Below are 417 nucleotides of genomic sequence, written 5' to 3' on the forward strand. Positions count from 1 at the left end.
TGGTCGCCATGTAATTTGGTTTGTGTGGAGGGCCGAGGGTTTCATTGCCATCTCTGTCCTCCACCAAAGATTCCTCTAAAACTCGTTTTGAGCTTCCAGGATTACCAAAATATTCGACAGGATGTCGCGCATATCTATGAGCGTTTTTGTTCTCGGAATTAAGTTGCTTAAACGTTGTTCTAGCTCCTCTACCTTCGGCACGATGCGACGAATTCCTTCAGTGATAAATTCATAGGGGTAGTGATGGTCTTGTATGCTGAGCTTATTAAGTTCGCCAATCTCTAACAAGAACATGCTGTGTATATCGTAAATGAAGTCTTTGTCTGTGATTGATGAGGCTTCTCAGTAAGCGTCATCTAGTAACTCACTAAAGCTCATGAATTCATTAATGGTATGGGCAATGGATGGGGTCGACAC

Annotated in this window: 1 protein-coding gene; it reads right to left on the reverse strand. The window is 42.9% G+C overall.

Annotated elements, in window-relative coordinates; translation table 11 throughout:
* Positions 1-75: 75 nt before the first annotated feature.
* A complete protein-coding gene (locus tag A3738_RS31920; protein ID WP_231876576.1) occupies positions 76-294 on the reverse strand; it encodes a hypothetical protein in 219 nt (72 codons plus the stop codon).
* Between the last annotated feature and the right edge of the window lie 123 nt (positions 295-417).

The sequence above is a fragment of the Oleiphilus sp. HI0066 genome, assembly GCF_001635725.1.